At 55.2% G+C, this 20,806-nt stretch carries 23 protein-coding genes; 6 read left to right on the top strand and 17 right to left on the bottom strand.

Translation table 11 applies throughout. The annotated features are described in order from the left end of the window. Positions 1-26: 26 nt before the first annotated feature. The gene (locus tag E9954_RS20145) at positions 27-875 is read right to left on the bottom strand and encodes a fumarylacetoacetate hydrolase family protein (protein ID WP_136081070.1); all 849 of its coding nucleotides are present in this window, start codon (positions 873-875) and stop codon (positions 27-29) included. A 77-nt stretch (positions 876-952) separates the two neighbouring features. Between E9954_RS20145 and E9954_RS20140 the strand changes: the two genes are divergently transcribed. From E9954_RS20140 to aroQ, 5 genes are all read left to right on the top strand, one after another. Continuing rightward, a complete protein-coding gene (locus tag E9954_RS20140) occupies positions 953-1,579 on the top strand; it encodes an SOS response-associated peptidase (RefSeq protein WP_136081069.1) in 627 nt (208 codons plus the stop codon). A gap of 61 nt (positions 1,580-1,640) precedes the next feature. Next, positions 1,641-1,970 (top strand): IS66 family insertion sequence element accessory protein TnpA, encoded by a 330-nt coding sequence (gene tnpA, locus E9954_RS20135; protein ID WP_136077477.1) that lies wholly within the window; start codon positions 1,641-1,643, stop codon positions 1,968-1,970. Beyond that, positions 1,958-2,305: an IS66 family insertion sequence element accessory protein TnpB gene (tnpB, locus tag E9954_RS20130; RefSeq protein ID WP_136081068.1), complete on the top strand. Its 348-nt coding sequence runs from the start codon at positions 1,958-1,960 to the stop codon at positions 2,303-2,305. Before tnpA ends, tnpB begins: the two co-directional genes overlap by 13 nt. A gap of 66 nt (positions 2,306-2,371) precedes the next feature. Beyond that, positions 2,372-3,877: an IS66 family transposase gene (tnpC, locus tag E9954_RS20125; RefSeq protein ID WP_136081067.1), complete on the top strand. Its 1,506-nt coding sequence runs from the start codon at positions 2,372-2,374 to the stop codon at positions 3,875-3,877. 359 nt (positions 3,878-4,236) lie between these two features. Continuing rightward, positions 4,237-4,671 (top strand): type II 3-dehydroquinate dehydratase, encoded by a 435-nt coding sequence (aroQ, locus tag E9954_RS20120; RefSeq protein WP_136081066.1) that lies wholly within the window; start codon positions 4,237-4,239, stop codon positions 4,669-4,671. Here the strand turns inward: aroQ and E9954_RS20115 are convergent. The 11 genes from E9954_RS20115 to E9954_RS20065 all read right to left on the bottom strand — a co-directional run bounded on the left by E9954_RS20115 (position 4,668) and on the right by E9954_RS20065 (position 14,449). Further along, a complete protein-coding gene (locus tag E9954_RS20115) occupies positions 4,668-5,654 on the bottom strand; it encodes a DNA polymerase III subunit (protein WP_136081065.1) in 987 nt (328 codons plus the stop codon). The two genes, aroQ and E9954_RS20115, sit on opposite strands and share 4 nt — an antisense overlap. After that, positions 5,654-6,292, bottom strand: a complete 639-nt coding sequence (gene tmk / locus E9954_RS20110; protein ID WP_136081064.1) for a dTMP kinase — start codon at positions 6,290-6,292, stop codon at positions 5,654-5,656. The genes E9954_RS20115 and tmk overlap by 1 nt, the downstream gene beginning before the upstream one ends. Before the next feature lie 2 nt (positions 6,293-6,294). Continuing rightward, positions 6,295-7,695, bottom strand: a complete 1,401-nt coding sequence (gene cysS, locus E9954_RS20105) for a cysteine--tRNA ligase (RefSeq protein WP_136081063.1) — start codon at positions 7,693-7,695, stop codon at positions 6,295-6,297. After that, positions 7,695-8,048: a ribosome silencing factor gene (rsfS, locus tag E9954_RS20100; RefSeq protein ID WP_136081062.1), complete on the bottom strand. Its 354-nt coding sequence runs from the start codon at positions 8,046-8,048 to the stop codon at positions 7,695-7,697. Before rsfS ends, cysS begins: the two co-directional genes overlap by 1 nt. A gap of 8 nt (positions 8,049-8,056) precedes the next feature. Beyond that, positions 8,057-8,686: a nicotinate-nucleotide adenylyltransferase gene (nadD, locus tag E9954_RS20095; RefSeq protein WP_168442439.1), complete on the bottom strand. Its 630-nt coding sequence runs from the start codon at positions 8,684-8,686 to the stop codon at positions 8,057-8,059. A 37-nt stretch (positions 8,687-8,723) separates the two neighbouring features. Next, positions 8,724-9,350 carry a polysaccharide biosynthesis/export family protein gene (locus E9954_RS20090; RefSeq protein ID WP_168442438.1) on the bottom strand — a complete coding sequence of 209 codons (627 nt, stop codon included), beginning with the start codon at positions 9,348-9,350 and terminating at the stop codon, positions 8,724-8,726. Between the two features lie 26 nt (positions 9,351-9,376). Then, positions 9,377-11,473 carry a GumC family protein gene (locus E9954_RS20085; protein ID WP_136081059.1) on the bottom strand — a complete coding sequence of 699 codons (2,097 nt, stop codon included), beginning with the start codon at positions 11,471-11,473 and terminating at the stop codon, positions 9,377-9,379. A gap of 91 nt (positions 11,474-11,564) precedes the next feature. Next, on the bottom strand, positions 11,565-12,752 hold the full coding sequence (locus E9954_RS20080; RefSeq protein ID WP_136081058.1) for an outer membrane beta-barrel protein: 1,188 nt from the start codon (positions 12,750-12,752) through the stop codon (positions 11,565-11,567). A 56-nt stretch (positions 12,753-12,808) separates the two neighbouring features. Beyond that, the gene (locus E9954_RS20075; RefSeq protein ID WP_136081057.1) at positions 12,809-13,366 is read right to left on the bottom strand and encodes a hypothetical protein; all 558 of its coding nucleotides are present in this window, start codon (positions 13,364-13,366) and stop codon (positions 12,809-12,811) included. Between the two features lie 11 nt (positions 13,367-13,377). After that, entirely contained in the window at positions 13,378-13,929 is a 552-nt protein-coding gene (locus E9954_RS20070; protein WP_136081056.1) for a hypothetical protein, read from the bottom strand. A gap of 73 nt (positions 13,930-14,002) precedes the next feature. After that, positions 14,003-14,449, bottom strand: coding sequence for a hypothetical protein (locus E9954_RS20065; protein WP_136081055.1), 447 nt, complete (start codon positions 14,447-14,449; stop codon positions 14,003-14,005). A gap of 98 nt (positions 14,450-14,547) precedes the next feature. On the opposite strand from E9954_RS20065, the gene rnhC reads away from it, so the two are divergent. After that, positions 14,548-15,495, top strand: coding sequence for a ribonuclease HIII (rnhC, locus tag E9954_RS20060; protein WP_136081054.1), 948 nt, complete (start codon positions 14,548-14,550; stop codon positions 15,493-15,495). Positions 15,496-15,499: 4 nt separating this feature from the next. Here rnhC and E9954_RS20055 read toward each other — a convergent pair whose 3' ends face one another. The 5 genes from E9954_RS20055 to E9954_RS20035 are packed head-to-tail and all read right to left on the bottom strand — an operon-like array spanning position 15,500 to position 20,771. Then, positions 15,500-15,940 (bottom strand): ExbD/TolR family protein, encoded by a 441-nt coding sequence (locus E9954_RS20055; protein WP_136081053.1) that lies wholly within the window; start codon positions 15,938-15,940, stop codon positions 15,500-15,502. Positions 15,941-15,942: 2 nt separating this feature from the next. Beyond that, positions 15,943-16,374, bottom strand: coding sequence for an ExbD/TolR family protein (locus tag E9954_RS20050; protein ID WP_136081052.1), 432 nt, complete (start codon positions 16,372-16,374; stop codon positions 15,943-15,945). Between the two features lie 17 nt (positions 16,375-16,391). After that, positions 16,392-17,156, bottom strand: coding sequence for a MotA/TolQ/ExbB proton channel family protein (locus E9954_RS20045; protein ID WP_136081051.1), 765 nt, complete (start codon positions 17,154-17,156; stop codon positions 16,392-16,394). A gap of 4 nt (positions 17,157-17,160) precedes the next feature. Beyond that, entirely contained in the window at positions 17,161-17,976 is an 816-nt protein-coding gene (locus E9954_RS20040) for a tetratricopeptide repeat protein (RefSeq protein WP_136081050.1), read from the bottom strand. Beyond that, on the bottom strand, positions 17,973-20,771 hold the full coding sequence (locus E9954_RS20035; protein ID WP_168442437.1) for a tetratricopeptide repeat protein: 2,799 nt from the start codon (positions 20,769-20,771) through the stop codon (positions 17,973-17,975). The genes E9954_RS20040 and E9954_RS20035 overlap by 4 nt, the downstream gene beginning before the upstream one ends. Between the last annotated feature and the right edge of the window lie 35 nt (positions 20,772-20,806).

Here is a 20,806-nt window from a genome sequence, read left to right as displayed (position 1 = left end):
CCACGCAGGCAAGAACGCCTGCGCCACTACCGCACCACGCAACGCTGCGCCCCCACCCCGACGACCCCGACCTCAACGATATCCCCGGGATTCATGAGCACCTGGGGATCGCGCGCCGAGCCAATGCCATTCGGCGTACCCGTTGATATGATATCGCCGGGAAGAAGCGTCATGCCGCGAGAGATGTACTCGATCAAGAAAGACACCTTGAACATCATATCGGCCGTGGTTCCGTCCTGAAGCAGGACCCCGTTGTGTTTTTGCCAAACACGTAGGTGGTCGGGATTTGGCACCTCGTCGGGCGTGACAAGGAACGGCCCCAACGGGCAGAAGGTATCGAACCCCTTTCCGCGGAACCATTGGCCATTGGCCTTCTGCACGATCCGCTCGGTGACGTCATTTAGCACCGTGTAGCCGGCCACATGATCCAATGCGTCCTCCGCGGCGACCTTGGTTGCCGTCCTGCCGACCACCACGGCCAGCTCGGCCTCGCTATCGACCACCTGCGCCCCCTCCGGCAATACGATTTCATCGTTGGGTCCACCAAGAGCCGTTGTTGCCTTCGAAAACAAAATGGGTTCCGAAGGAATGGCATGCCCGAACTCCTTGGCATGGTCGGCATAGTTGGCGCCGACGCAAATGATTTTCGATGGCCGAGCAACCGGCGCGCCCAAACGAACCGATCCGGCATCGACATATCCGGCACCGGGATCATCCAGCAAGACCCTGAGTTGCCCCAATCCATTGTTCGCAAAAAAGTGCTCGTTAAAATCCTCGATATGGAACGCCAGCGCCCGCACATCAAGAATCCGTCCGTCATCCATCCAAACCCCAGGGCGCTCCCTGCCCTTTTCGCCAAACCGACACAGCTTCATGTAATCCTCCAAACGTGATATCCAACAGAGTAACGGTGTTGCAAAGTTTCGCAATACGTATTACGAAATACGTTCTTATGTGCGGACGCTTTACACAAACCAAAACACGGGAAGAGGTGCTGAAGCAACTCGGCGAGGTCGAGCTTCCCCCGCTCTTCCATGGACGCTACAACGTGGCCCCCACCCAAAACGTCGCCGTCTTCCGGCAATCAAACCCGACCAAGGCGCAGCAATGCATTTGGGGCTTTCAGAATCCCCATTCCGGCGCGTTGGTGATTAACGCCCGCTCCGAAACCTTGGCGGAACGCCCCATGTTCAAGGATTTGCTCGCAGCCAACCGCTGCCTTATCCCCGCCGACGGATTCTACGAATGGAAAGGCAAGCAACCCTACTATTTCCAAACCCTGAAACAGCAACTCTTCGGCTTTGCCGGCCTATGGCGCGAAGGCCGCTGTGTCATCATCACCCGCGCCGCCGACCAAAACATGCAGGGCATCCACCACCGCATGCCCGTCATCATAGACCAAACCCAATGGAATAACTGGCTCGCCTCCCCCGGCAAGGTCACGTCTGCGCTCACGATCGTGAGCTCAGACGTGACCCCGCAACTCACCTCCCGGCCGGTGTCGCGACGGGTGAACAAGGTGGTCAACGACGATGCGGGGTGCCTCGATCCCGGAGAAATTCAAGGTGATCTTTTTTAGCGTATACGCCTCTTCCTCCTCCCCGTAGTCAGCTCGGGGGAAGCCTGATAATTTGTCGGGCATGGATACGAATGAAAGCAATGGAATGGGGCGAGCCTCTTATACAGAGGAGGAACGCCGGGAGTTGATCGAAGAGTTCAATGGTGCCGGGCTAACTCAGGCGGCATTCTGCCGGGAATGGAATATTAATCCGAAAACGCTGGCTCGTTGGTTGCGCCTTGAACGACAGGAGCAGGAACCTGCTTTTTACGAGGTGGAGTTGCGGCCTGATGCCGCCGAGCCGGATGAGGTGCGGATCTGTCTGCCGAACCGGATTGAGGTGATGGTGCCGGTTGCATCGCCGAAAGAACTCGGTGCTGTTCTGCGGGAGGCGGCCGGATGTTTGGATTAAGCAACTCTATCCGGGTGTACCTGGCGGTGGAGCCGGTGGACCTGCGAAAAAGTTTTAACGGCCTTCATGGCGTTGTGCTGGATCGGTTGAATGAAGATCCGTGTTCAGGGGCGTTGTATGTGTTTACGAATCGTCGTCGGAACCGGATCAAGACGCTGTACTGGGACGGCACCGGTATGTGGGTGGCCATCAAGCGGCTGGATATAGGATGCTTTAGCTGTCCGAAGGGCGTTGCCGCGAACGAGAGGCTTGAACTCGCGCCCGAGGCGCTTGCGCTGCTGCTCGATGGAGTCGATCTGAAACAGGGATCGTTTAAGCCGTGGTATCAGCGCTGATTTTTTTTGCATTTTTCCTGCTCTTGATGCCGCCATTTTCCGGTCGGTTTTGGTATAATATACGGCATGGAATTCAACCGGGAAAATTTTGATAAGCTGCTTGCGCAAAACACCGATCAGCAGGTTGAAATACGCCTTCTGCATGAGAAGGTCCGTTATCTGATGAATAAGATATTCGGGCGCAGCAGTGAAAAACTGACCCCGGACCAGATGGAACTGGCGTTTGAAGAGCTTCGCGAGATGCAGGATGCTCTCGACGAAGCCGAAGAAAAACTCGAAGAGCTCGACGAAAAAAAGGAATCCCGGCGCGGTAAGCGCAAACCGCTTAAAGAGCGTATCCCTGAAGATCTCCCGACCGAGCGCGTCGTTATCGTTCCGGATGAAGTGCAGGCGGATCCGCAGAGCTATAAAAAGATTGGCGAGGAAACCGTTGAGGAACTCGACGTTACGCCGACTCAATACTTCCGCCGCATCATCGTCCGCGAAAAATATATCAAAGTAGATGACCGCAACGTCGCACCGCTCATTGCTCCTGCCCCGAAGCGGCTGATCCCGAACAGCTATGCTTCCGCCGGACTGATCCGGAGCATCATTCTGAACAAATACTGTGACCATCTTCCGCTTTACCGGCAGGAGATGACGCTGAAATACCGCCACGATATTGAAATCAGCCGCAAAACCATGGGCAACTGGATGTATCTGGTCGCCGATTGGCTGACTCTGATTTATGAAGCGCTCCGCAATGAAATCCGGCAAAGCGGATACATGCAGATCGATGAAACATTCATAAAATACCAGGACACGGAAAAGGACCATTGTCCCAATGGATACCTATGGGCCTATCACAGTCCCGGGGCCGGCGTGCTGTTTGAATGGTTCCCGAGCCGGGCCGCCGAATGCCTGGTTCCGATTCTCACCGATTATGAAGGATATATTCAGACCGATGGGTATGCCGCCTATCCGGCGTGGCTGAACCGTCCGGAACATCAAAAAGAAAAAGAGACCATCATTCACGCCGCCTGCTGGGCGCATACCCGTCGGAACTTCGTGGAAGTGCCTGACAACTCGAACGCCCGGAAAGTCGTAAAGCTGATCGCCAAACTCTACCGCACTGAAACAGAACTTCGAAACAATCCTGAACTTGAACGCGCGGCCTACCGCCGGAAACATGCGGCTCCGGTTCTGGATAAAATTAAAACGATCCTCGATAAAGAACAGGCGCGCCAGTTGCCAAAGAGCAACTTTGGAAAAGCCATAACCTATGCGCTTGATCGCTGGGAAGCGCTTAATCTTTACCTCGAACACGGAACATTCGAAATCGACAACAACCTGGTCGAGAACGCCATTCGTCCGACCGCGCTGGGCAAAAAGAACTTCCTGTTCTTCGGCAGCCCGAACTCCGGGCAGACCAGTGCCGTCATCTACAGCCTGGTGGAAACCTGCCGTAAACTCGGCCTTAACCCCGCCGAGTATCTCAAAGACCTACTCGACGCCCTGCCGACCATGCAACAGTCCGAAGCTGCGAACTGGACACCTGCCCGCTGGTCCACCGCTCGCACTCAAACGGCATAGCCGTTGTCAATGAGGTGATCGAAAAGACGCATACTTTTTAGCGGCAGGCGATGGCGTTGCTTCGGGTCATATCTGTTCCTGGATTCATGATTTCAGCGTTGAGCCAGCACAGGGGCTTCTTTCGGATCACCCCGAACCCCTTTCCAGCCCCCTCCGCCCAAACCTCTCGTGGAGAGAGGGAACACGAATCACGAAATGTCCATCCCCGGCCACTCCAATGGACGCAATGATACCGCCCCCGAGAAACACCACCGCCCAGCAACCCATGCCCACGATCCTTGATAGAACATCGAGAAGCCATTAACTGGCTTGTTTCAAGGGGAAGAGTCATCTACCTTTCCCTGTTAACGGAGAAAACCATGAAGATACTCGTTTTGAACGGACCCAACCTGAATTTGCTCGGCACCCGCGAACCGGAAATCTATGGATACGAGACGCTGACCGATATCGAAGCGGAACTGCATACGCTTTTCGAGGATGTGGAAATCGATTTCCGGCAGTCCAACGCCGAAGCTGACCTGGTTGGTTGGATCGGGGAAAGCCGGGGACAGTTCGATGGGATCGTCATCAACCCAGCGGCATTCACCCACACCAGCCTGGCGCTATGCGATGCGCTGAAGGCCGTCGCCGATGTGGTTCCAGCCGTGGAGGTTCATTTGAGCAACACCCACACGCGCGAGGAGATCCGGCACAAGAGCCTAACGGCACCGGCCTGCATTGGGCAGATCATGGGATTCAAGGGATTCGGCTACACCCTCGCGCTGCGTGCGCTGGTGCATAAGTTAAAAGGCTAACGCCGAACGAGCTTGCGGAAAGCTTCGTCGAATATTTGCAGGTCGGGAATGTTCCGATCCAGTCGACGCGCCATGCCCTCGACCACCTGGATGGCCTGCAAGGCCGACCCTTGCGTGTGGCGCCGGGACTGTTCAACCAAGACATCGCGCTCATTGGCAAACACGAGCTCCGCGGCATCGATCCCGGATGCGAGCATCAGCACGTCGCGATGCCAGTCGAGCATGATGCGGAAGACATCGGCCTGCACCTCTTTAAGACGTGCATTGGTTCGCGCTTCGAGAATGCCCTTCAGTTTGGATTCATCCAACGCCTCATCATGTTGGTCGAGGTCTTCGACCACCGCATCGGCGATGCCGTCCTTAACCACATCGAACAAGGCCTTGAGCTGACTGGCCTGGCGCGCAGCGCCTAGCCCGCCCGTTGGAGGAAGGCTGTGCAGGATCTCCAGCAACGGCAACCGCCACACGTCGTCCATCGCCCCGGCCCGCCCTTCGGACAGCACAATCTTCTGGCACCGTGAAATGATGGTGGGAAGCAATCCCTGCGGCGAATCGGTTACAAGAAGCAGAATGGTTTTCGCCGGGGGTTCTTCCAGCGTCTTGAGCAGCTTGTTTTCGGATTCAATGTTCATCCGGTCGGCCTGGAGTATAACCCCGGCCTTCCATCCGCCCTCAAAGGACGTTTGGGAAATGCGGCGTATCAGCCCATCGACATCTTCCACAAGGACCATTCGAGATTTGCTTTGGGGTTCAATCCAAAGGTTATCGACATGCTTGTGCGCCTCCACCTGACGGCAGGCCACGCATTCGTTGCACGGTTTTTCAGCGCGCTCGCAAAACAGTAGCTTCAAGAAGGATTCCGCAAAATGGAGCGCATTCCCCCGGGGGGAGCCGACGATCACGTAGGCGTGGGCCAACCGGTCGGATGTGAATCCATTGAGGATCCCCTGCCACGCCTCGGCATGCATGTCGATGGCTTCCATTAGAGCAACGCCCCCTTGACGGCAGCCCAGATATTGGAAGATACCGTTTCGATATCGTTGTCGGCCTTGATGATGGCAAAGCGTTGCGGCTCGCGTTGCGCAAGCTTGTGATAGCCCGCGCGGACGCGGTGATGAAAGTCGCGGGTCTCGCGCTCAAAGCGGTCGTGCGATTCGCCGCTATCCGAATAGCGTTCCTCCAAGCGCCTGAAGCCTGCTTCGATATCGAGGTCGAGCAGAATGGTGAGATCGGGCTTTCGTGCGTGGATTGCAAAGTCGTTGAGGGCATCCAGCGTGACGATGTCCATGCCCCGGGCAAAGCCCTGGTAGGCCAGGGTGGAATCGATGAAACGATCGCAGAGCACCCATCCGCCCTTTTCAATGGTTGGCAGAATGACCTGGTCCATCAATTGGGCTCGGCTGGCCGTAAACAGCAGCAACTCCGCACGCTCACCCAAAGGCTCACCGGCGGCATCGTGCTGAAGGATGTTGCGAATGGCTTCACCGGTTGCAGTCCCCCCCGGCTCGCGCGTGCACAACACCTCGTTGCCGCGCGCCTGGAGCTTTTCAGCCAGCAGGCGGATCTGCGTTGATTTACCACTGCCTTCGGGCCCTTCGAACGTGATGAACTTTCCCGGCATGCCTACAGTTTCCTGAGCTTGGGGCCTTCGGGCGTATCCTTGACCGTCCATCCGAGTTCCGCGAGGCGGTCGCGGATACGGTCGGATTCGGCCCAGTCCTTTTCGGCACGGGCCACGGTGCGGGCTTCAAGCAGGTCGTTGACCTCCACCGGAATGGCTTCCTCCTGCGGAATAAGCAGGCCAAGAACCGTATCGAGCTGCTTCCAGAGCTGGCTTACCGCCAGCGCCTGGGCCGCAGCAAGCGGCGTTTCGGCCATCGCCTTGTTGCCGGCATGAACGGTATCGAAGATGGCGGCCATGGCGCCGGAAATATTCATGTCGTCGTCCATGGCCTCCGCGAATTTCGAGCGGGTTTGCGCCGCCCAAGCCGGGAGCTCGCCCGGCGCGGTTCCAGCGGCGGCGGCCTCCATCACGGTCGTGTAGAACTCATCAAGGCGCTTGAGCGCGGCGCGGTTGCCGTCGAGCGACTTGAAGGCAAAGTTGAGCGACTGGCGGTAGTGCGAAGAGAGCAGCTCGTAGCGCACCTCTCGACCGGTGTAGCCCATATCGAGGATTTCGCGCAGCGTGTAGAAGTTGCCGAGCGACTTGCTCATTTTCTTGCCATCCACGACCAGGTAGCCGCAGTGCATCCAGTATTTGGAATAGGGCTGCCCGCTGGCGGCCTCGGACTGGGCAATTTCGTCTTCGTGGTGCGGGAAGATATTATCGACCCCGCCGGTGTGGATGTCGAAGCTGTCCCCAAGCAGCTTCATGCTCATGGCGGAACATTCGATATGCCAACCTGGGCGCCCGCGGCCCCAGGGCGAATCCCAGACCACATCGCCGTCTTCGGGCACATAGGCCTTCCAGAGCGCGAAGTCGGCGGCATTGTCCTTGTCGTATTCGTCCTGGTCGACGCGCGCACCGGCTTGCATGCCCTCGCGATCGAGGTGCGCCAGCTTACCGTATTCAGCGAACTTGTCGATGCTGTAGTAGACGGAGCCGTCGTCGGACTGGTAGGCGTAGCCCTTCTCGAAGAGGGTTTCGATGAGGGCAATCATTTCGGGAATATAGTCTGTCGCGGCGGGGTAGTGTTCGGCCGGCTCAATACCGAGCTTCGCAAGGTCCGCAAAAAACGCGTCGATGTAGGTCTTGGTGTATTCCTTGAGGGGCAGCCCCTGCTCGATGGAGGCACGGATGGTCTTGTCGTCGACATCCGTGAGGTTTTGCACCTGCGTGACCTCGAACCCGCAAAACTTGATATAGCGGCGGAGCAGATCCTCGAACATGTAGGCACGGAAGTTGCCGATATGGGCATAGTTGTAGACGGTCGGTCCGCAGGTGTACATGCGCACATGCCTGCCGTCGAGGGGCACGAGCTCCTCCTTGGTGCGACTCATCGTGTTGAAGATCCTGAATGCCATTATTCCCGCCCCTCCAATTCGACAACCGGAGCATCCTTCCAAAGCTTTTCGAGATCGTAGAACTCCCGAAGCTCGCGCTCGAAGATATGCACCATGACCCCGTGGTAGTCCATGATCATCCAACCGCTGTCGGGCACACCCTGCTTGTGGTAGCCTTTGAAGCCGGCATCCTTGAAAAGGCGTTGCAGACCGTCGTGGAGCGCCTTGAGGTGCGGCTTGTTTGCCCCGGTTGCGATAATGAAGTAGTCGGCAATGTTGGCATGCTGGCGCAAGTCCAGCGCCACGATGTCTTCCGCCTTGCGGTCGTCCAAGAAGCCGACGATTTGCTTAATGATTTCTAAATCGTTGTCCATAATGTTCCTCAGCCTTGGTATAGGCCATGTTCGTAAATATACCTTTCAACTTCGGGCGGCACCAAGTAGCGGATGCCCAACCCTTCGGCAATGCGCATTCGGATTTCGGTCGATGACACTTCGACCTGGTGCGCGTCAAACACATTGCCAAGAAGCCGCGCCCGTTGTTCATCCGGCAGCCTTATCTTTTCGGCAATCCCATCCAGGCCATTTTCTCCGGGCCGCAGGAAGGTTGCAACCTCGCATAGGTCGAGCAGTTCGTCAACCTTGTACCAATTGTGCAAGTCCACCAACGTATCGCCGCCAACCACCAGTACGAATTGAAGCCCGGGATGTTGCCGACGAAAGAATTCAACCGTGTCGATGGTATATGAGACGCCGCCGCGTTGCAACTCGACATCGGAAACCGAAAACCTGACATCCGACTCCACCGCCATGCGAACCATGTTGAGACGGTGACCGGCATCGACCCGTTGCAAGTGCTGCTTGTGCGGAGGAATTGCGGCGGGGACAAAAACGACCTCGGAAAGCTCCAAGCGCTCGGCGGCATCCTGGGCGACAACCAGGTGCCCCATGTGCACCGGATCGAACGAACCTCCCATAAGACCGACTCGCTTAGCGGATGAAAGAGATTCCATTGCCATCCCTGCCTGCCGTCTTACGGCCTCGCACCGACTACCACGGCTTTTGGGGAACCTTGATGACATCCCCCGCTTCGATTTTCACATCCTGGGAGGGATCCTTCTCAAGTTCCTTCATGTTGAAGCGATAGATCTTGCCGTGGCGGGACACGGTGACCTTGGTCGTCCAAGCAAAAGGCGTATATCCGCGGGCTCCGGCAATGGCCTGCAGCAATGTTGTTCCGCTGGATAGCGGGAACTGGCCCGGCTGGTTGACTTCACCCTGCACATAGAACACCTTGGCGGTCATCGTTACGTTGATGGAAACGTTCTTGTAGATGCCGCCATCGACATAAAGCTTTTCAATCTTATGCTCAAGCTCCGATGTGGTGAGGCCAGCCGCCTGGATCGGCGCAAGGTGCAACAGGCTGATTTCCCCGTTTTCATCGATGACCAATTCCAGTTGCTGCTGCTCCATGATCCCACTAAAGCGAATATAGATGGGATCGAGAGGCTTCAGGGTGTACACCTCGAACTCCTGGCCATCGGCCACGGACAACGTATTTGTGGAAATGGCGGAATCGCTTTTCGGCATATTCGACGAATCAACGGGTTGAACCACACACCCAACCATAACAAAACAAACCAGCAAACCAGCCAAAACGGCGAACTTACGCATCATTTTCATACCTCGTGTAAATCAGTTTCCTAAACATTGTCATCGGACATCACATCGCTCTGGGAGCTGTGGTAGTAGTCCGAGTAGTAGGAGTGGTAGTAGTAATAGTAGTCATCGCGCATTACGTTGATGTTGTTCAAGACGGCTCCCACAACACTTACGCCCAATGCCTCAATCATATGCTTGGCCTTCATGAGCATCTCGCGCGGATATTTACGATATTGAACAACAATGATCGCACCGTCGGTCTCCTTGGCGATGATCGACGAATCGCTGATGCCCACCAGCGGCGGAGTATCGATCAGCACAACATCATACTTTGTCTTCAGACTTGCGATCAATTCCCCAATACGCTTCGGATCCAAAACCCCCAGCGAGGTTCGCGGGAGACGACCGGAAGGAAGGAAGTGGAGATTGGGAACACTGGTGGCCTTGATGGCTTCCTCAACGGGAACGTCGCGCAACAGCACATTGGTCAAACCAAAGCGGTTGGAGACCCCCAGAATCGTATGCTGCACGGGACGACGCAAGTCGGCGTCAACGAGCAGGACTTTTTCACCCTGCTGGGCACAAACGAATGCAAGGTTGAATACCGTGGTTGATTTACCTTCGCCGGCACCACCGGAAAGCACACTGAACGCCCCATGGGTTGCGCCGCCCTCGGTAAAGGCCAGGTTCGTGCGAAGAACACGATAGGCTTCCGCATGCTCGCTGTCCGGCCCTTCTTCGATCAACGGGCGCACCTTCTGCGGAATCAGGCCAAGCACCGGAAGCCCCAAAATTCGCTCCACATCATCGGCGGTCTTGATCGAGGTATCCAGATATTCGATAAAGTAGGCCAAGCCAACACCGGCCCCCAATCCAACGAATATACTCAGCAGGACATTCATGAAGAGGTTTGGGCTGACCGGACGACGGTTCGGCTCGGCCACATCGATAATTTCCACAGGATTGCCTGGCACTTCCAATGTGATGATTTCCTGGCGGTGCTTGGACATGAGCTGATTGTAGATGAAACGCTCGGTTTCAAGCTCAGCCAGCGCGATCCTGAACGGGCGATATTTTTCACCCTGCGACTCAATGCTGGTCGAACGGACCCCAGCCAATGCCTTGTCCAGGCTCTCAAACCGACTCTTCGCCAGAATGTAGTCGGTCTGCAGACCATTACGCAGTGCACGCAAGCGTTGTTTGAGCGTCTCTTCGAGCTTGCTCTTCTGCAATGCGTAGCGCTTGACCTCTGGATGATTGACACCAAAGTCCGCATCGAGCGAGCTCAACTGAACATCGATATCCTGAATCTGCTGAACCGTGCTGACAACGATTTGGTCGAACGTAATATACGAGGCCTGCTCAATCAAATCTTCGTCTTTCAGACTCTCCAAGGTTTTGATCAAGCTTTCCTTATCCAACATTTCCGACTGCGCGGCCAGACGATCGCCCTCCATTTGCTGGAGCCGGATTTCATCCACATCGATGCTTCCTTCACCGCCCATAACGGCAATATCGAGAGTGGTACGAAGGTTCTGAACCTTGTCCTCGGCATCTTCGACCCTCAGGAGTTGGTCTTTTACCGCTTGCTCGATCTTATCGATTGCTCCCTTCGCATCCCGGAGGGCCACATCCAGGCGGGAATCCCGATAAACCTCAGCCAACTCGTTGGCAATATCAGCGGCTTCGTCCGGGTTATCGCGATTGACGCTAATCACAATGAGGGTCGTGTCGCGTTGCTGGATAACGTTGACGCTGTTGGCGAGAATCTTGTAGGCCACTTCCCTGGGAAGTTTTTCGCCCTCCTTGCCCCACTCCTGCTGAAGATTCAACCGCGTCACAACCTCGTACAAGATCGGCTTCGATTGGATGATCTCAAACTGGGTTCGCAAAAAATAGGGATTGTACGATGTTCCGTATATTTGCTGCCCTGCAAATGGATTGATTTCCGGACTGTCTTCATAAACAGAAATACGAACCTGGGAGCGGTAGATGTTGGGAAGCATAAGCGTGTACACCGTTCCCGTCAAAACCACCAAAATAGCAACAGCCAATACAATTTCCTTACGTGAACGGATAACCCGCCAATAGTCGAGGAAGTGAAGGGTGCTCGACTGTTGCGCTGTCTCAGTACTCATCTACAAATCTCCATGTCAAAAAATCAAGACGGTGAAGGTAAACCTTCACCGTCTTGTCATCAAATCAAAACTACAAGAAACGACCTAATGCCTAGAGTCTTAGGCGCCATCCCAAATCGACCCGATTCCGATCCCAATCGGTAAAATCGGAAAAGCGGTTCGCATAGAGATAGCCGGCTTCCAGGAAGTTGTTGCGATTGACCTGGTAGGAACACCGCAACGCCAACGTGAGATAGTTGTCGTCGACATCACCAGCAGGAACATCAACAGTACCATCAACATCAGCAGCATAATCGCTCTTGTACAAACTATAGCTATACGTGAAGGAACCCACCAAGCTGATCTTGGCCGTGATATCATGCTTGGCACCCAACCCAACATTGAAACGGTTCTGGGCATTGTATACCGAGTTTTCCGACCGGTACATGGAATAGCCCATCGAACCATTAAAACTGGTTCTCGCGGTGGGATTAACCTCCATCCCGGCCTGAAGATAGGGTGATGAAGTATCGTAACTTTCCTTTCCATCAACAGTATTGAAAGACCATCCCAACCGTCCATATCCAGTGACATTCTTGTTGAAGTTCTGGTCTACGCCACCGAGCACTGTCACCGAATCATATCCCCCACGGTCCCCGGCAAACTCATTGTTCACATAGTTGATTCCTGCCATGCCCTGGGTCTTGTTCGGCTTGAACTGGCGAATAAACGAACCATCAGCCGTAAGCTGGTTATAATCGTTATTCTTCGTGCCTTTACCATACTCGCTATCATCCCACACGCGGACTTCATAGCCCCCCCCAACCTTGAGATAGTTCTTCGAACTCAGCGTGTAGTCAATCGCCCCCTGCAAATCGTTCTCGATATAGTTTTGGTTAAAGTCCTGGACTCCACCGCCAACTAACCCCGTCTGACCTTCCTTTTGTTGATAACGGAACCGATCCGACAGCGTCAGGAACGCCCGTTGGGACATGGCATGATTCAAACGGCCATACAGATCCTGATAGGTAATAAACTTCGGATCAGCATCAAAGCGATATTGAAATTCAGGTTGCCAGTAGACCAAGGCATCCGTGCGACTTGAAAAGTTCATCTTTCCTGAAAGGTTGACAATATCGGTCAAGAAGGCCGACCCTTCAGCATCTGCAGTACCATAAATATTGCTATCATATCCCAACCGAACATGGTTTTGGAACCGGATAACCCGCTCCTTGGCCGCAAATGCCGACGCTCCAACCAGTGACATGGCAATGAGTACGTGAATCGTTCCTTTATTCATATCCTAAACTCCCTTCAACAACCTGTGTAAACCCAAACGTTTTTAATAAAGAACGACTATTCCGGCGTTGCATCCCTGTCGCCAATTCCTCTACCAGAAGCAAAAATCGTGTCCCACTGGCTTTCCATAATGTCCTGGCTAAGCGTTGTTCCCCAAAGGATTCGACGAGGATTGGGGACATAGGGATTTCCCGGACCACCACCCGTATTGGTCTTCGATTCCTTCCACGCCGCAACTTCTTTTGCCGTATCCTCCGGAATAACGCCATTCAACGCATCTTGGGCCTTCTGCGCCGCCTTGTTCATATCATCTTCGGCAGCAGCGGCGGCATCTTCGTCTCCGGCATTCTTTGCTTGCTCGAGCACAGAATAAGCTTCCCGTGCTTCGGAAGCAGCGGCATCCACGGCATCGGCCCGTTTTTGGGCCTCTTCGATTGCCGCAATGTCGCCACTGCCGGCCGCATCGACAAGGTTGGCCTTCGCCTGAACGGCAACAACGGAGATTTGGGCAAGGGTACCTGCGGCGGCGGCCTGATCAACCGCACTGGCCTGAGAGGCAAGTACAAGTGCAGTCAGTCCGACAACACCAATTTTAAATGTAAGGATTTTCTTCATGATCGGCTCCTTTACTTGGAATATTTTTCGGTAATGAGGTTCTTAACGCGGTCGTAGTTAAACTGCACCTGTGAAGATGCCGCCATGGCATCTTGCAACGCAGGGCGAATAATATCCAGTGACTCTGTTTTATTCGTGGCAATGGCCTCGATATAGGACAAGGCAATCTGAACAACCTTCGCACCGGAAAGCGCAACCCCCGCATTGACCTTGGAGAGCAATGCGAAGTCCTTAGAGATTTCTTCACTACTGGCGTTCGCAATCTTCGCGGCGCTTTCCTTGGAGCCCTTCAACGAATCGACCGCAACCGCCCAATTCTCTGACGCGGCCTGAACCACCTCCGCGACATCTTCCATAAGGGGAGAATCTTCAGGGATCTGCGCGATCAACTCCTTGCCCTTTTCGATGGCAACACGGGCCTGGTTAACGGCCTCCTCCGCCGCTTGTATGGCTATCTCGGCATCGCTGGTGGCCGAAGCCTCCTGGGCTTGCGCAACACTGAAAAAAACGTTGGAAGCCAAAACCGCAACAACCAACCCGGCGATAAAACTCTGTCTATTCATAACCCCTAATCCTTAAGTTAAGTTCCGTATAAATATAAAAATACTCTTTCAGACGCAAGGAAAACTAACTCGCTTACTGACGCGTCGATGCAACTGACTGAGTAATGGCCTTATACGCTTCAACATATTGCACGTGATTCATAATACAGAACTCTTCCCATGAATCAATGTCTTTAGGCAACTTTACTTTGCCTAAATCATACTGGGCCTCTGCCGCAAAAACGAGCTCGGCCTGGCCCAGAACACGGGCACAATCATGAACTGTAAACTCTTTACCACTAACAACTTCCAGCAAACCAAAATATACCCCTTTCTTATTAAGAAACGATACGCACTCGCTCAGCGAGGCGTTACTGGAGACGTAGCGATCGAACAAACCCGAGAATTTTGCGATAACAATTGCGGCATCCGCATGGGTTGGGATGGGACTCTGATCCACCTGTTTTTCCGCGCAGAACACGTGCGGTGCCACACCGAAAAAAAACAGGATAACAAACAATCTACGGTACGTCTTTTTCACCTTTTGATCCTTTGTCTCACGATTCCATCGAAATGCGCCTTTGTGATGCCAACCCTATTTGGTATTTAATACGGCCTTTATTTACCATGGACTGTTTTATGAAAACCAACTCTTTCAGCTACAAACTCGATGAACAACAGCAAAAAGAACTAAAGCGCGTGCTAGCGGGCTCCAAATATCTACCGGAAAAGGTTCCGCACACCCAGATTGCCGTTTCCATCGCCGACTGCAGGATCAACCTATACAACTCGGGGAAACTGCTCGTGCAAGGCAAGGCCGCCCAGGAATGGGTCACATTCACCCTCGAAACCGAAATCCTCAAGGAAGCCATCGTTGGCTACGAGGACTTGCATGACCCTGAGGCCTTCAAACCCCATATGGGTATCGATGAAAGCGGAAAGGGCGATTTTTTCGGACCCTTGGTAATCGCATCCGCCTATGTTGACGAAGGGCTCGTTGAAAAGCTTCGGGAAATGGGTGTACGCGACTCGAAAAAGATTTCGTCCGACAACGTGGCACTCAACATGGCACGCGACATCCGCAAACTATTGGGCGACCGTTGCGCCATGGTAACCATTGGCCCCCGCTCCTACAACCGCATGTATTCCAAGATCCGCAACGTCAACAAAATACTGGCCTGGGGACACGCCCGCGCCATTGAGGACCTGCTCGAAAAAGTACCGGACTGCCCGCGCGCGCTGTCCGACAAGTTTGGCTCGGCACACCTGATCGAACGGGCACTGATGGACAAAGGCAAGAAAATCAAGCTAGACCAGCGCACCAAGGCCGAGTCCGACCCCGCCGTGGCGGCCGCCTCGATCCTGGCCCGTGCGGGATTTGTCTATGCCCTCATGCAGATGGGCAAGAAGCATGGGTTCGAGGTTCCAAAAGGCGCCTCTGAAAAGGTTAGGCGCGAGGCCGAGAAACTGGTGGCCTACAAGGGCCCAGGAATCCTGCTCGACACCGCCAAATGCCATTTCCAAACCACGGACAAAGTCCTGGCGGAAGTCGGCTATTCGCGAAAAGACCTGCCGTCGCCCAGCTAACCTTTTAATTCACCGAACCAAACGTCACATTCTTGATTTGTGCACCGGCACAGGCATTGAGCACATCCACCACCCGCTCATGGACGGCGTCGTCTTCGGCGGCAATCGTAATCATCGCCTTGGTCTTGGAGAGCTTGGCCGCCTGGCTATAACGAAGGAGCGTATACTCCAACCCTGCCAGATCGGATTTATCCTGCGAGGCATAGACCTTGTTGTTGAGAATAATCTTCCCATCGGCCGTCACCTCGATGATCTGCTCATCGGGCATTTCAAGCTGGGTCGAAACCGAAACCGCCCCCGGCAGCGCCAAGGTGAGGTCGGCCTCCGGCCGCTTTAGGCGAGCGCTAACCATGAAATAGATCAGCAACAGGAAAACCACGTCGATGAGCGGGGCAATCTGCAACTCCGCCTTTTCGTTGATGAGTTCGTCCATCCAGGCTTTCATGCTTATTTCCCCGACTCAAACGTTGCGAAAATCACACTGGCCACCCCACCCTCGGCGCAGGCCGCCATGACTTCCTTGACGTGCTTGTGCCTGGCGTAGCGATCGGCGCGCAGATACACCTCTGCATTTTCGTTTTCAGACAGAAGCTTCTGCACCGCAGGCGTAATGGCCTCCACCTCGATCAACTTGAGATTCATGAGAATATCAACCTCCTCGCCGGTCGCATCCCGCGAACGAATGGTGATCAACTGCCGATCGCGCGCGTTTTCGGGCACGATCGACTTATTGGCCACCGGCAGCTCAACGGGGGTGCGGTCCATCTTGGCCATATGCGAAGCCACCATGAAGAAGATCAACAGCAGAAAGACCATATCAATCATGGGAGCCATGTTGATGTCGTCGTCGCCGCCTTCGATTGGAATCCTGAATTTCACGGATTGCCCCCGGTGGTTTAGTCAACCTTGGCGTAGCGATAAATGTTCAGGTAGTGGCCGACCATGCGCCCCATGGTCGACATGCTCTTGATGAAGTTGTTTTTGAAAAGGAAGTAGGCGAACATTGCCGGAATCGCAATCACCAGGCCCGTCGCCGTCGTGATCAAGGCCTCGCCAATACTGCCGGCCAGCTTGCCGGGGTCGCCCATGCCGCCCTGCGCGATGATCGAGAACGCCTTGATCATACCGGAGACCGTACCGAGCAATCCCAGCATCGGAGCCGTCCCGCCAATGATCGAGAGAAAATTGATCGGCTTCATGAAGGTAACCATCTGCTCGTTGCCGGCTTCTTCGATGGCGTCCATCACGTGCTGCGCATCGTATGCGTGCTCTTCGGAAATCCGCTCCATGCCAGCGTCCAGAACGGCGGTCAGCAAACTATCGTTCGCGGCGCACAGCTCGCGCACCCCGGCCACATCCCGCTTGGCCATCAGCGCCTCAATCTCTCCCTTGAGATCGGCACGAAGCATATTTTTTTCACGTAGCAGGAGCGAATTCCTGATGATGAAATAGAACATCGCAACCGAGAAAAGACCCAGGGGATACATGGCCCAGCCGCCTTGCTTGATGAGCGCACCGAAGGTGACCGTGTCCGCAACCTCAACCTCTTGCTCCACCGCAGGGGCAGCACCGGCTTCCTGCGCCAGCGTACTTGCGATTGGAACGAGCATCCCCACCAGCAACACCAACATTGCCACGACTCCAAGATATCCTTTTTTCATTGCACTAGCCTCCTGCGTTTCCCATTGATTCTTTTTTGATTTGTGCACCCAGCTTGCTCCATTGCGTACCAGGATATGCGATCATAAGTTCGTTGGCCACCGCGTCGGCCTTCTCCGGCTGGCCGAGTTGCTGGTAGATTCGCGCTTCGAGCACCGTGGCCGGCGCCATCCATTCCGGATCGCGGCTATGGAATGCCAGGATGCGGGCAACATGCTGCATGGCCTGGCGGGGATCCCCTTTTTCAAGGGCGATCTTGCCCCGGATATATTCAGCCATCGGCACCGAAACATCCTCCGGCGCGGCGACGCTTTCAAAAACCCTTTTCGCGTCGGGGATCTTCCCCTGGTCGATGAGCATCATCGCAAAATAGAGGCTGGCGACATCGATGTCGGCCTGGTTTTTCGCGGCTCGGATCTGGCCTATGGTCTTGCCCGCACCGGCCGTGTTTTTATTCCAATACTGCGCCTTCAGCATCCAAAGCAGATACTCCCCCAGATTGGTCGGCAGATAACTGTATTCCGCCACCGGCCCGATGGACTGCTCAAGCAATCCTTCCAGCGACTTTCGATCGCCCGTATTGAACATCTTCTCGCACAGCGACAAACTGATGCCCGAAAAACGAAACTCGATTGCGCTGACCATGGAGAGCGACGAAGAGGAATTCCCGGTTTCCTGGAAGAGCCGATCGCCCTTGATAATCAGCTTTTTAACAACGAACGAATTGCCGCTGTTCACCGTGACCTTCGCCGCATACTGCGATTGAGCCAGGGCCGCCGATGCCAAGCCAAAAACAAGAAGAATGGAAGCCGTCAATTTCATAGCACTTCCTCCGCAGGGGCAAGCTCCGCAAATTTCCGGGCGGCCTCGATGCCCTCGGGCGTGGCCGCAACCGCCTCGTTCGCGAGCATTTCCCTGTAGGTATTAAGGATATCCTGCTCGTGGCCACCCAGCATTTCCAGACACAGGATGCTCTTGGCATAGGCCGGCGCAACCCACTCAACATAGTCCCCATACAAAACGTAGATTCGCTGGAAATAGGCAAACGCCTCCGCCGTCTCTCCCAATTCCATTTTGCAGACCCCCGAGCAATAGAGCGCTTCGGGTGTCAGCTCGCCGCGCCATTCGCGGATCCCCAAGACCTCTTTATAGGCTTCCAGCGCACGGTCATAGTTGCCCTGAAGACGGTAGACATCGCCGCGGCGCTTACGCGCCCAGCCCACCGACTTGCTGTAGCCGAACTTCATCAAAATCTCTTCGGAAAGGTCGAGCGCGTCGTCATAGCTGCCTTCCTTGATTAGCGCATCCAGGTTGGCCAGCATGATGTAGAGCATGTTGTTCGAAACCTGGAAGTTCGATATGAACCGGGCGCTCGCCTCGTGCACAGTCTCCCAATCCTCGCGTTTCACGCCTTCCCGCGCAATCAGCACCAGCGTGTTCGCGCCGGATGCAGGCACATTCTTTGCCTGGACGACCGAGTCAACAAACGGCTCGCGCTCGGGCCCGGAAAGAATGGTGGCGAACACCGTCTGATACTGCAGCTCCAGCGTCCGCTGGTTGCTGTCGGAGGCCGCCTTCAGATGCACATCGAGCCGATCCTTGATGATTTCCCGGTAGGACGACCACTCTTCGCTCTTATAGTCGGAAATCACCTCATTCAAAATCAGGTCGACACCGCCGAGGTTGGCATTGTTGCCAAAGCGGTTCACGAGCTCAAAATAGCTGTTCAGCGCACGCGGATATTCATCCTTTGCCTTATACGCCTTGCCCTGCCAGTTCGCCGCGTTCGCGAAATCGCCCTGTTCGCCCCACTCACCGATATAGCCGGCCATCAACGCAACCACCTCGTCGTAGCGCCTCAGGCGGGTGAGCACATCGGCGGACTGGAACACCGGATAGTTCACCTGCGACATATTCAGCGCCTTTTCGCGCGCCATGGCGTAGAAATCGAGGGCGACATCCATGTCGCCCTCGGCACCGCGCAGGTCGCCGAGCATGGCAAAGGCCTCCGACAGCAGGTGGCTTTCGGGATACTTGTCCACAAACGCCCGGAGGGTTCCCTCCGACGCCTCATACTGCTCCGCGCCGTATTGGGCAATGCCCAGGCGATAGGAGGAGTCCTCCTCGTAGATGCGCGGGCTATACTTCGGGTTGGTCAGATAGGCCTCGAACGCCGTCGCCGCCTCCGCAAAGCTGCCCAGGAACAGGAGCGACATCGACTGCCAGTATTCCGCCGACTCGTAGTAGCGGCTGTCTGGCCAGCGCTTGAGGATTTCGCGGAAGTTTTCCAGTGCCACGGCATAGTCGAATTGCATGAAGCGGATGTAGCCCATCAAATACTTCACCTGGTCGATATGCTTGTGGTCGGGGGAAAGCTCCAGTCCTTTTTTGCCGATGTCGTAGGCGAGGTCGAACTGCTCCTGCTGCATATGCACTTGCATCAGGTTCAGCGTCACATCATCGACGAACTCGCCATCGGGGCTTGTTTTCACATAATCATAGCCCTCGGCGGTGGCCAGCGCCCATTCGCGTTCGTCGAGCATCACGGCAAACGCCGAGAAACGCGCCTGGTCGGCCAGGGAGTTGGTGGGGTTTTCGTCGTAGATGCGCAGATAGATCGCATGCGCAGGCCAGTTGCGCTCCAGGTCGTTGTAGCACTGCGCCGTCCGCAGCATCACGTCCATGTCGTAGTCCTGGAAATTGGTAATGACCTGGTAATGTTTCTTGAGCCGATCGAAGAGCTGCTGCTGCTTGCGCTGCATTTCCTTGAAATCGGAAAGGGTTTGCGAGCCCCCGGCCACGAACGGCTTCATCTGGCCCTTCACGGTGCGCAGGCGGTTTTCATAGTGCTGCACCAGCTCCTTCTTGGTGAGCACCAGGCGATAGAGCAGGAGCGCCTTTTGGTACTCCCCCTTATTATAGTGCGAATCACCCGCCTCCAGCAGGGCCACGTTCAGGCCCACATCGTGGCGCGCCGCCTCGTCGCAATGCGGCAAAAACGTGAACAGGTTGCTGAAATCGTCGAGGCGCACATAGCAGGTCACCAGCATCACCGCCGCCCCCGCACGAACCGTTTCCTCCTTGGATATCCGGAAAAGGGAAATCAACGGACGCGTTGCGTCGGCCCATTTTTCCTGCTGGTAGCGCGCTTCCGCCAATAGCTGGGTCGCCGGAATCTTCAGGTCTTCGGCAAGCCGCGCATTCTGCAAAACAATCGCCGACTGCTCCTCCACCGTCGGCCACTGCTGGACCATGGTCAAGCACTGCGCCGCCATCACCCGGGCCGACTCCTGCTGCGGATCTTCGGGGAATTCATCGGAAAAGCGGACAAAGTTGCGTGCGCCGGAAACATATTCACCCAGCTTCATCTGGCAGTAGGCCAGCTGGTAGAGGGTGAAGGCCAGCGTCTGGCGCGCCTTCTTCTCCTCGTCGCCTTCCAGCCGAACCAGGACTTCCTCGAGAAACGGCAACGCATCCTCAAGCTGGTCGTTCTTCAGCAGTTCCTTCGAGGTTTCCAGCAAAACACTGGTCGATTCCGTACTCGGATCGAGTCTGGAAAGCTGGCTCTGGGTTACGCCCTTTCCACGGCTTTGCGCCGCCAAAAGCACCATTGCCATCAGCACAAGACCCCGAACTACCCCAACATGGCTTC

It is taken from the genome of Pontiella desulfatans, assembly GCF_900890425.1.
Lineage (GTDB): Bacteria > Verrucomicrobiota > Kiritimatiellia > Kiritimatiellales > Pontiellaceae > Pontiella > Pontiella desulfatans.
This window is presented reverse-complemented; position numbering and strand designations above follow the sequence as displayed.

What these genes read in the sequence shown, in the direction of transcription:
- E9954_RS20145 (WP_136081070.1), bottom strand. Translation starts at nt 875, where the DNA reads ATGAAGCTGTGTCGGTTTGGCGAAAAGGGCAGGGAGCGCCCTGGGGTT.
- E9954_RS20140 (WP_136081069.1), top strand. Translation starts at nt 953, where the DNA reads ATGTGCGGACGCTTTACACAAACCAAAACACGGGAAGAGGTGCTGAAG.
- rsfS (WP_136081062.1), bottom strand. Translation starts at nt 8,048, where the DNA reads ATGGACAACGATTTAGAAATCATTAAGCAAATCGTCGGCTTCTTGGAC.
- E9954_RS20045 (WP_136081051.1), bottom strand. Translation starts at nt 17,156, where the DNA reads ATGAAAAAAGGATATCTTGGAGTCGTGGCAATGTTGGTGTTGCTGGTG.
- cysS (WP_136081063.1), bottom strand. Translation starts at nt 7,695, where the DNA reads ATGGCATTCAGGATCTTCAACACGATGAGTCGCACCAAGGAGGAGCTC.
- E9954_RS20090 (WP_168442438.1), bottom strand. Translation starts at nt 9,350, where the DNA reads ATGATGCGTAAGTTCGCCGTTTTGGCTGGTTTGCTGGTTTGTTTTGTT.
- aroQ (WP_136081066.1), top strand. Translation starts at nt 4,237, where the DNA reads ATGAAGATACTCGTTTTGAACGGACCCAACCTGAATTTGCTCGGCACC.
- tnpC (WP_136081067.1), top strand. Translation starts at nt 2,372, where the DNA reads ATGGAATTCAACCGGGAAAATTTTGATAAGCTGCTTGCGCAAAACACC.
- tnpA (WP_136077477.1), top strand. Translation starts at nt 1,641, where the DNA reads ATGGATACGAATGAAAGCAATGGAATGGGGCGAGCCTCTTATACAGAG.
- E9954_RS20070 (WP_136081056.1), bottom strand. Translation starts at nt 13,929, where the DNA reads ATGAATAGACAGAGTTTTATCGCCGGGTTGGTTGTTGCGGTTTTGGCT.
- rnhC (WP_136081054.1), top strand. Translation starts at nt 14,548, where the DNA reads ATGAAAACCAACTCTTTCAGCTACAAACTCGATGAACAACAGCAAAAA.
- E9954_RS20080 (WP_136081058.1), bottom strand. Translation starts at nt 12,752, where the DNA reads ATGAATAAAGGAACGATTCACGTACTCATTGCCATGTCACTGGTTGGA.
- E9954_RS20040 (WP_136081050.1), bottom strand. Translation starts at nt 17,976, where the DNA reads ATGAAATTGACGGCTTCCATTCTTCTTGTTTTTGGCTTGGCATCGGCG.
- E9954_RS20035 (WP_168442437.1), bottom strand. Translation starts at nt 20,771, where the DNA reads ATGGCAATGGTGCTTTTGGCGGCGCAAAGCCGTGGAAAGGGCGTAACC.
- E9954_RS20055 (WP_136081053.1), bottom strand. Translation starts at nt 15,940, where the DNA reads ATGAAAGCCTGGATGGACGAACTCATCAACGAAAAGGCGGAGTTGCAG.
- tmk (WP_136081064.1), bottom strand. Translation starts at nt 6,292, where the DNA reads ATGCCGGGAAAGTTCATCACGTTCGAAGGGCCCGAAGGCAGTGGTAAA.
- E9954_RS20075 (WP_136081057.1), bottom strand. Translation starts at nt 13,366, where the DNA reads ATGAAGAAAATCCTTACATTTAAAATTGGTGTTGTCGGACTGACTGCA.
- tnpB (WP_136081068.1), top strand. Translation starts at nt 1,958, where the DNA reads ATGTTTGGATTAAGCAACTCTATCCGGGTGTACCTGGCGGTGGAGCCG.
- nadD (WP_168442439.1), bottom strand. Translation starts at nt 8,686, where the DNA reads ATGGAATCTCTTTCATCCGCTAAGCGAGTCGGTCTTATGGGAGGTTCG.
- E9954_RS20085 (WP_136081059.1), bottom strand. Translation starts at nt 11,473, where the DNA reads ATGAGTACTGAGACAGCGCAACAGTCGAGCACCCTTCACTTCCTCGAC.
- E9954_RS20115 (WP_136081065.1), bottom strand. Translation starts at nt 5,654, where the DNA reads ATGGAAGCCATCGACATGCATGCCGAGGCGTGGCAGGGGATCCTCAAT.